Below are 9,118 nucleotides of genomic sequence, written 5' to 3'. Positions count from 1 at the left end.
TGAATTGCGTGACTCTTACTACAAGCATGGTGGCTATGGTCGTCTTGGCGCTCCTGTTGCCGATGAGGAGAATATGGGTGCTGGCTGGTGGCGTCAGCAATGCAAGAACGGTGACGTTTGGACGCACGGCAAAGACATTAAGTACGTGATTCAGTTCGAGTTACGCGACTCTTACCAAGGGCATCGTGGTGCTGCTTGGCTTGGCGCTCCTGTTGCCGAAGAGGAAAACATGGGTGCTGGCTGGTGGCGTCAGCGTTGCCAAAATGGTGACGTTTGGACGCATGGTAAGGATAAGAAGTTTGTTCTTATGTTCAATCTTCGTAAAGATTACTACGCTCGCGGCGGCTTCGAAAAGCTCGGTGCTCCTGTTGAAGATGAGCATTATGACGGTAATGGTATTTGGCGTCAGGATTGCCAGAAGGCTACATTGCAAGCTAAGTAATTAAGTCTACTAGCTAAAGTGGCCGGTGTGCTCAACAGCATGCTGGCCATTTTTTATATAGTTTATTTTACATTTTGTTTCATGTTGCGCGAGTTTTATTTTCGATATTCTTTAGTATCGTCTATGAGTTTTGTAACTGATTTAATTTTTCGGTTTTGACGAGGCTGGAAAATTTGTGTTTGCGCTTATAGCGCTCGTACACTTTGCGTGTACTCGCTGCTGAGCTTGCGTTGAAAGCACGGTGTGCTTTCAACTTGAGCAAGCTCACGCTCCGAGTCGCCTTCGCGCGCTACGCTTTAAGCGCTACGGCAGGTCGTCGCGCAAATCAGCGACCAATCGTAAATAAATCACTCCACTTAAGGAATAAATCAGGGTTTACGTTTTGTATATCTGCAGACGGCTCAGTATGATTACTGAATACTAATAAACCAACTATTACAATAGTTACCGCTGCACAAAGCACAGCTGGAATATACAAACGCAAAGACGATTGCTCAGCAATTGCACAATCTTTTTCACAAGTAATATCAATATCTTTGCTATAAGGCTTAACTCTGTGAAGCATACTCATTATTGCAATCAAAATGAATATAATAATCGAATCGCAATAGTAGCGGTACAAATTGCCGCCTAAACAGTAGTTAAGGTACAGCAGCAAGAAGGATGCTACTAATCCAACGACTGTCATAATATACTCAATTTTTTGCATAAACTTACGTCTTAATGTAAACAGCCACCAGAAAAGCGGAATCATCATAAGACCGAAAATCATATGCGTGTAGAAAGAATTTCCATAACCTTGATTATTTGCCCAAGGTATAGAGATATATGGGAAATTTTCCGAAATATTAAAAGGTTTTAAGAAATAATTAAGGAAAATATCGCGAATCTTAGTAGGGTCAAAAGATTTACTATTAAATCGCAAATCGAAATTAGTAAGTTGCTCTTCATTGCCAAAATTAAAGAAAGACTTAAAACGCAAGTAGTTATAAGCTAATATTCCAGCTACACCTACGATTGCAGGAACAAGGAAGCTTGAAGCCGCAGCAACGCGATTTGCAATACTTCGTTTCGCGTCAAATAATAGCGCAATAAACAGCGGAGCTATAAAAGCAACAACAGGAATGCATGCGTTTGGCCTAGATCCACACTGTAAAGCAAGACTTATGCCAGCGAGTGCAAAAAGAGCATACCCAGCGCGCGGATGAGTTGCGTGAAGTCGCACAGCTTTAAGAGAAGCGTATACGAATAAGATCCCGAACAGTATTGCGCTAAGCAGAGGCATATAGTAAAGGGATGCTGAAGATTGCAAGTAGAAGATTAAGCATCCAAATGGGAAGGCTGCTGCAGAAAGCAAAAACAGGCAGTAATTGGCACGTATTGCAAAGAATTCAACAACTTCTCTAAGAAGCGCGAACATAGACGGAATAATCGCAACCGCAAATATTGTAACAACTAATATTGCGGAAGGAACTGCATGTGGGAAGAGCAGATTAAAAGGCAAGTAAGTGAGCAGGAATGGTACTATGCCAAAGTAGCAGTAGTAATGATTGTTGTGGAATACCACATCCCAAGGTATGGATACTCCTTTAGAACCCAAGTCCATGCGTTGGCCCCAACTAAACGGGTTTGCGGATTCTACTAATTCTTTAGGTGGCTGCTGCAGCAGAGCCAAAGAGTTTGATTTCCAAGCTTTAAGCTGCTCAGTGTACGGATTTCCGTTGACGCGATCGTATAGGTCAGACGGGAATGGCACTCGTATGCCGTGGCCGTGATATACAACAAAGCACAGGTAGAGCGAGAATCCCATAAGCATTGCGCATACTGCCCAAAAAACTATATTTTGTGCAAGATTGTGGCGGTCGTAGTTAAGCAAATACCACTTTTTCTTGTATACCAAGAATATAAGTGAGCTTGCAACGAAAAGTATTGCCCACATTCCAAAGTTTATGTGCAGCGCAAAAGGCGGATTTACTGTTACAGCTTTGAGTGTAAAAGGAGCTCCTGTTTGGTTGAAGTGTAAGCGAACTTTATAAGCGTCTCCGTGGCTTTCAAATCGAAGTGTTCTAGTGTTGTGTTTTCCTGTAGACATTTGGAAAGAGTCTGCTAGAGTGTACGCGTTTGGAGCTATGCCGAAGTCTTCGATCTCAACAGTTCCTGTAACTAGTGTTACTGGTTTTGTTTGCTCTAACTCAATTTTTATAGCTTTAGTAGCGGAGTTGATGTCGCTTAATATTACATCTGATCCAGAAGTTGGAATATTTATTGTATTTCCAACTATATGAGCTTGATCTTTAGTTTCTTTTTTGCCTGTTTGCGCATTATAGCTGCTGGAGTCTGGTATTGATGCGTTAACTAGAGCAAGTTGTTTTTCTGCATAATTTTTAGAACTATAGGAAAGATATAGATTACTGAAGAAGAAAATAGTAACAAGTCCAGTAATTACAAATATTGTTATAAAGGGTAATATTTTGCGCAATAATGCGTGGGTTTTTAAAAAGTTTTGCATATTTTGTATAGATGTCATTATTTTTAGTAGAAAACTCTGCATTATGCGCGTACTTTTTTCGTTTGTGCTGTTTTCATGCATTTCGCTTTTTGTCGCTATTGCTGCCACTATTTACCCCACATTATTGTGCGTATCGGTTCTAAAATCTGTTACTTTTAAAGCAAGTATATTGCAAACGCATGGCAAGTAGCGCGAAGGCTTACCGCTTTATGTATTTTACGATCAATGCCAATGAATGTAATGCGTATACTTGTTACATTCCAGAGTTTAAGCATGATCAGTGCATATAAGGGTTAGTTTCAATATCTTGTTCAATTGCTTCAATAGTATGTTTGTTATTAAGTAACTCACGGCTTACATGCTGCAAGTGCGAAACCATATCTGAAGGAAGCTGATAAATATTCCCATAATAATTGAAGAGAATTTTTTCTGCTTTATTAGGTACTAAAATTGCGAATTTTTCAAATTCTTCTTGCCTAAGCGGGAACATATCCTCATATTGCGATGTGTATATTAATTCAGAATCGACGTTATCAAGCCCGTAAATAATATTGCACTCGTTGCTAGTAATGTTATCTGCAATAATATTTTCACTTTTTGCAATATTTTGATATTTGGTGAAAGTATTTTCTATTTCGTCACTAAACTCTTCGCCATCTTCCAAGTATCCGTTTGCGTGCCATTTATTATAGAAAGGTTTAGATTTCAAATCTTTTTTTAATTCTTCACGAATTTCAATAAACCTTTTCTTAGTATGCTCATCGTATTTAGGCATGTAATCGTAGAAGAAAATATCAATGAAGCTGGGGTCTTCAGAATTTTTGTATCGCAATCTAAGCTGCCTGCAGAAAACGTAAGGGTCAAATATAAGCACTGCGCGATAGCGTTTAGACAACTTTTCATCTTTTTTAAGCAATTCGAGAAGCCTATCTACATCGCTTCGCATCATTCCTAAATCTGTATCGTCATCCCAAGGAATAAATCCGCGATGGCGAATAGTGCCAAGCAAAGTACCAAAATCAGCCCAATATTGCAAATTATATTCTTTAGCAAACGTTGCAAATTCATTTAAAAGCGAAGCGCAACCGCGTTGAATAAGTCGCACTGAACCAGTTGCTTGAGGAAGACCATAGTAAAAACGCTTGCGAGCGTCAAAATCGCTTTCATTGTCATGACGGTAGTTTGCCCAAGCTAAGAGAGAAGCGTGCTCTCGATTCGTAAGTATGTCAACGTGCATATTGCGTTGGTTTTCAATAATGCGTGGCAATTGCTCGTCTAACACGCGTTGCATGCGATCTATGCTGTTCTGTAAATCGCTAACTTGCGCTCTAAGATCTTTTATTGAACGTTTTGATGAAGGACAATGCTCAATAAATTTGCGCATTAGCTTACGAAATACAGACGCCATACTTACACCTTCTGTTGCTTTCTCTCACTTTTACTAGCAAAAGTCATATGGTTACTCATTATATACGTTTTGTTGCTTGCAAGCGACCTATTCTTTACGCGTCTGTAAAGTTTTGGTCGGATTTTCGCTAAAAAGCGACATAAACTTTACATGCTTGCGCAGTTTCGGTCACTTTAGCTGCGCGTTGTTCAAAATAAAAATTTAATAGCTATTTTTGAACGCTTGTTGTATAATGAACAAAATACCAACACAAGCGAGGCTCGCATGGCTATCAATCACAACGAATTTAAGCTTCTTACAACGCTATTAAATAACAAAAACAGAAGTGCGCAATTAAGCCAGCGAGATATAGCCTCGCAATCAGGAATTTCACTCGGAACTGTCAATTCAGCAATAAAAAGCGCAGACAATAAAAATCTTATTGAAACAACAAACGAATTGCGCATCACTGAAGAAGGCATGAAATCTCTTGAACCATATAAAGTACGCAACGCTATTATTATGGCAGCAGGCTTTTCTTCAAGATTTTCTCCTATTTCATACGAGATACCTAAAGGACTAATCAAAGTTCGAGGAGAAGTTCTTATTGAACGCCAAATCAAGCAACTTAACGAAGCTGGGATTAACGATATAACAATTGTTGTTGGCTACAAGCAAGAGCAATTTTTCTACTTAGAAGACGCTTTTAACGTAAAAATCGTGCCCAATAGCGAGTACAGCACGCGCAATAACAACAGTTCAATTATGGCAGTAGCAAACCAGTTATCGAACACTTATATTTGCTCATCCGACAATTATTTCGACGAAAATCCATTTGAAAAATACGTTTGGAAAGCTTATTATTCCGCGCAATTCCAGCAAGGATACACTAAAGAATGGTGCATGACTTGCGGAGCGCATGATCGCATTACAAAAGTCACGATTGGCGGAAGTAACGCTTGGTACATGATTGGTCACGTATATTTTGACGAAGCATTTTCTAAGCGATTTGTGCAAATTCTTCGTGAAGAATACGATTTGCCACAAACTGCAGGAAAGCTTTGGGAGGATATTTTTATTGAACACATTGACGAACTCGACATGCAAATGCGCAAGTACGATACGCCGATTATTCACGAATTTGATTCTATTGATGAGCTGCGCGAATTTGACCCACTTTTCTTAGAAAATATTGATAGCGCAATTTTTGACCATATCACTCAAACACTCAACTGCAAAAAATCTGATATACATAACGTTTATCCGCTTAAAAAAGGTCTTACTAATTTATCTTGCCATTTTTCGGTTGGCAATAGCGAATACGTTTATAGGCATCCTGGCATTGGAACAGATGTGCTTATTAATAGACAAGCTGAAGCTGAAGCTTTGCAATTGGCTCAAAAACTTGGTTTAGATGGCACTTTTATTACAGCAGACGCTAAAGAAGGCTGGAAGATTTCACGATTTTTGCCAGATTGCCATATTGCAAATATGCACGATCCTAACCAATTACAGGAAAGCTTGAAATTAGTTCGTTCTTTGCATGAAAGTAACGAAAGCGTGCATCGCAACTTTGATTTTTACGCAGAATCTCAGCGCTATATGAAAGAACTTAATGATAGAAATGTAGAAATACCGCCAAAAATCATCGACCTAAGTGTTTTAGCTGACGAGCTTCATAACTTTGTAATTACTCAAGACGGCTCGCATACTTGCCTTTGCCATAATGACATACTAGGCGCAAATATTCTAATAGATCAAAACAATCGCTATCATCTTATCGATTGGGAATATGCTGGAATGTCTGATTACGCTCAAGATTTTGGTACTTTATGTGTTTCAGACGAATTCAATAACACCGAAATAAGCGAAGCAATGCCTATTTATTTAGCGCATACTCCATCTACGCAAGAAAAGCGTCATTTATTGGCTTATATAGGATTTGCAGGATGGTGCTGGCATTTGTGGTCACTTGTTAAACAAGCAGAAGGCGAAAATATAGGAACTTGCATGTACACGTATTACAGCTATGCGAAACGATATATTAACGAAGCTTTAAAAGCTTATGAAAATAATAAATAAATCGACAAACTAATAACAAGCAAGTGAAAGCTAAATAAGCAGCATATAAACAAGCAGAAACAAATCACAAACATCTTCTAACAAGCAAGTGGTATTTATTATGAAGTATTCGTTTCTAAGTGGACTTTTATGGGGAGTAGATACAGCTCTTCTAGCTCTTTTAACCGTATCATTCGTATTTACAAATAACACATCATACGAAAACAACACTGCTCTAGTAATCTTCACAGGAATTATTGGCGCATTACTTCACGATATTGTATGCGCAATACTCATATGGACTTATATAAGTGTTAGAAAAAAGTGGAATAAAACTTTTGAAATACTAAAAAAGCCAAAAATTCTCACACCTATTATCATCGGATCCTTACTTGGCGGGCCTATTGGCATGAGCGGATATGTTTTAGCAGCAAGCAATATAGGAGCTGGGTATGCTGCAGCGATTTCCGCACTATATCCTGCTTTTGGAGCAGTTCTTTCCGCAATCGTGCTAAAAGAACGTTTAAGTGTAAAAAAATACGCAGCTTTTACTTTAGCTCTTATAGCAGTAGGAGTACTTGGATATTATTCATGCTCTGATGCGCAAAATACACTAAGCTCTGCAAACATTACAAACACACTATTAGGGTTAGCTGGAGCATTTTTAAGCGTAATCGGCTGGGGAAGCGAAGCTGTAGTATGCGCTTGGGCCGCTAGAAAGCAAAGCGTAGACGACGAAATAATCTTACACATTCGAGAAACAGTATCTGCTATTTCTTACACGATAATCGCGTTAATGCTATGCTTCACAGCCAATATTGCGACAGGTAGCATATTTGCGTCTTCTAAGCTTTTAGCAACTATATCAATGATAATTGCAATAGGTTTACTAGGCACAAGCTCGTATTTAAGCTATTATCGCGGAATTGCACAAGTAGGAGCCTCTCGCGCAATGGCAGCAAACGTCACATACGCTGCATGGGGAATGATTGCATCATCTATAATTTACCAAACAATGCCATCAATTATCGCTTGGATTTGCTGCATTACTATTATTTGCAGCACGATTTTCGTAGCGCGAAAGTAGCATATCGAAACCTCGCGCGGCAAACGGAATCATAAGCAAGTATGCTGGCAAAATATATTGCGACTGTGCTTCCCAAACAAGATACAAAACAGCCATTCCTAAGACAATAACAAGCGGAGTAAAATATTCGCAAGAAATTGACTTTTTCTTTCGTAGAGCTACGCATAAGAATAGTGCGGTAAAAGCAACAAGCATAAATTGAAGAGCGTCTAAGAAAGTAAATGTAATAATATTAAGCTTTCCAGAATAAAGCGATCTTAAAACAGGATTCATTTTGCGATCAAGCAAAACTGGTCTATTTGGACCATTCCACTTCCAACTACTTGCAAGTAAAGATTCGTAAGTAGGTTCAAGCCATTCTCCAGCAAATTTTTTAGTGACAAAACTAAAGGCATCACCCGGATTATTTGCGAAATGCCTAAGATTATTGCGCAATAATTCCGTAGATTCTTTCTTAATATCATCTTTGTTATACGTTTTAACGTCAAAGCTCGTAGGATACCCGTTATACCATCCAGGATTATTTGGACCTATTTTGCGAGAGGGATCTGTTGCCATTGCAAGCCAAACAGTAGAAGGCAAACCATCTTTTGCATTATGTCCGAAAGAATTAGCTGAACTTGCCACAGCAACATTACTTAAAGCAAAGAACACAATGGCAAGCAATACGCAAACAGCGTGTTCCCACTTTTTAGAGCGCAAAGCCGACACAATCCACACGACAATCATGCCAATTAAGCAATAAGCCATAGTTGACTTAAGCAATATAGCAAAGAACATGCAAATCAACGACTGAACCGCATTAAGCCAACTTCCACTTTTAATATTTTTAGCATGAAAAATGAGCGCGCCAAAAACAAACGGTAAGCAAACAGTATTGCCGTACGCAAAAGTCGCGTAAAAAATCATAGGCAAAAATGCTGCATACAAAAGTAAAGAAAGAATAGTCACATCCTTATTACGGAACAGCAAATTTACGTAGTATGCAATAAGAATTCCAGTAATAGCAGCGCATAACACGTTCAATACTTCAAAAGCAAGGTACGCGTTAGAGCCAAAAACGATTACCAAAAATCGCATAAGAGAAAGAAGAGGGAATTGGAATGGGAATCTAGTGAAGTAACCGCCCGGGCAAATAATCCACGATAATTCCGACGTATCAGTAGCGCAATTTATAGGTTTTCGATTAGGATCCGCATAATATTGCGCCGCGCTAAACATATAAGCAGGATCCCATTCAGGCCAAGCACGAGTAACTTTTATCCACAAAAATCCCAATACAAGTACATAAGCAAAAACTGCTGCAGCAAAGTATCGAATACGGATTTTATCAAAAACATGCCGTTTCTTTAAAAACACGAAAATAAAGAATAATAAAGCACTTAAAATGAGTACAAATGGCGACTGAAACCATAAAAACTCAAGTCTGTATTCTCCGGGGAAAAGATGAGCAGAAAGAATTAAACTCAGTAATGCTAACGCGCTGAAAAATACAGCTGAACACCATACAATAGCATTGCTAAAAAAGCGCCCGAGCATTACGCTTACATGCTGAAAACGCTCAATCATACTTTTTGAACCTCTCTTTAAAAATTGCTTTTATAAAGTGCCTTCACGAAATTGTATTTATAA

5 protein-coding genes and 1 pseudogene are annotated in these 9,118 nt (G+C 38.8%); 3 read left to right on the top strand and 3 right to left on the bottom strand.

Features of this window, described 5'->3' with window-relative positions; genetic code table 11:
* Positions 1 to 442, top strand: a pseudogene (locus A5294_RS06690) (glycosyl hydrolase); the annotation flags it as partial.
* Positions 443 to 767: 325 nt separating this feature from the next.
* Here A5294_RS06690 and A5294_RS02070 read toward each other — a convergent pair.
* Together A5294_RS02070 and A5294_RS02065 are read right to left on the bottom strand one after the other, a co-directional pair.
* On the bottom strand, positions 768 to 2,969 hold the full coding sequence (locus A5294_RS02070) for a hypothetical protein (protein WP_231880171.1): 2,202 nt from the start codon (positions 2,967 to 2,969) through the stop codon (positions 768 to 770).
* A gap of 259 nt (positions 2,970 to 3,228) precedes the next feature.
* Complete coding sequence (locus tag A5294_RS02065; RefSeq protein WP_064340322.1) at positions 3,229 to 4,359, bottom strand: phosphorylcholine transferase LicD; 1,131 nt, start codon at positions 4,357 to 4,359, stop codon at positions 3,229 to 3,231.
* A gap of 264 nt (positions 4,360 to 4,623) precedes the next feature.
* On the opposite strand from A5294_RS02065, the gene A5294_RS02060 reads away from it, so the two are divergent.
* A complete protein-coding gene (locus A5294_RS02060; protein ID WP_064340321.1) occupies positions 4,624 to 6,420 on the top strand; it encodes a phosphotransferase in 1,797 nt (598 codons plus the stop codon).
* Positions 6,421 to 6,520: 100 nt separating this feature from the next.
* Positions 6,521 to 7,486: a DMT family transporter gene (locus tag A5294_RS02055; protein WP_064340320.1), complete on the top strand. Its 966-nt coding sequence runs from the start codon at positions 6,521 to 6,523 to the stop codon at positions 7,484 to 7,486.
* On the opposite strand, the gene A5294_RS02050 is transcribed toward A5294_RS02055, so the two are convergent.
* Entirely contained in the window at positions 7,421 to 9,055 is a 1,635-nt protein-coding gene (locus tag A5294_RS02050) for a glycosyltransferase family 39 protein (protein ID WP_064340319.1), read from the bottom strand. The two genes, A5294_RS02055 and A5294_RS02050, sit on opposite strands and share 66 nt — an antisense overlap.
* Positions 9,056 to 9,118: the final 63 nt, after the last annotated feature.

The organism is Gardnerella sp. 30-4 (assembly GCF_001641215.1).
Lineage (GTDB): Bacteria > Actinomycetota > Actinomycetes > Actinomycetales > Bifidobacteriaceae > Bifidobacterium > Bifidobacterium leopoldii.
This window is presented reverse-complemented; position numbering and strand designations above follow the sequence as displayed.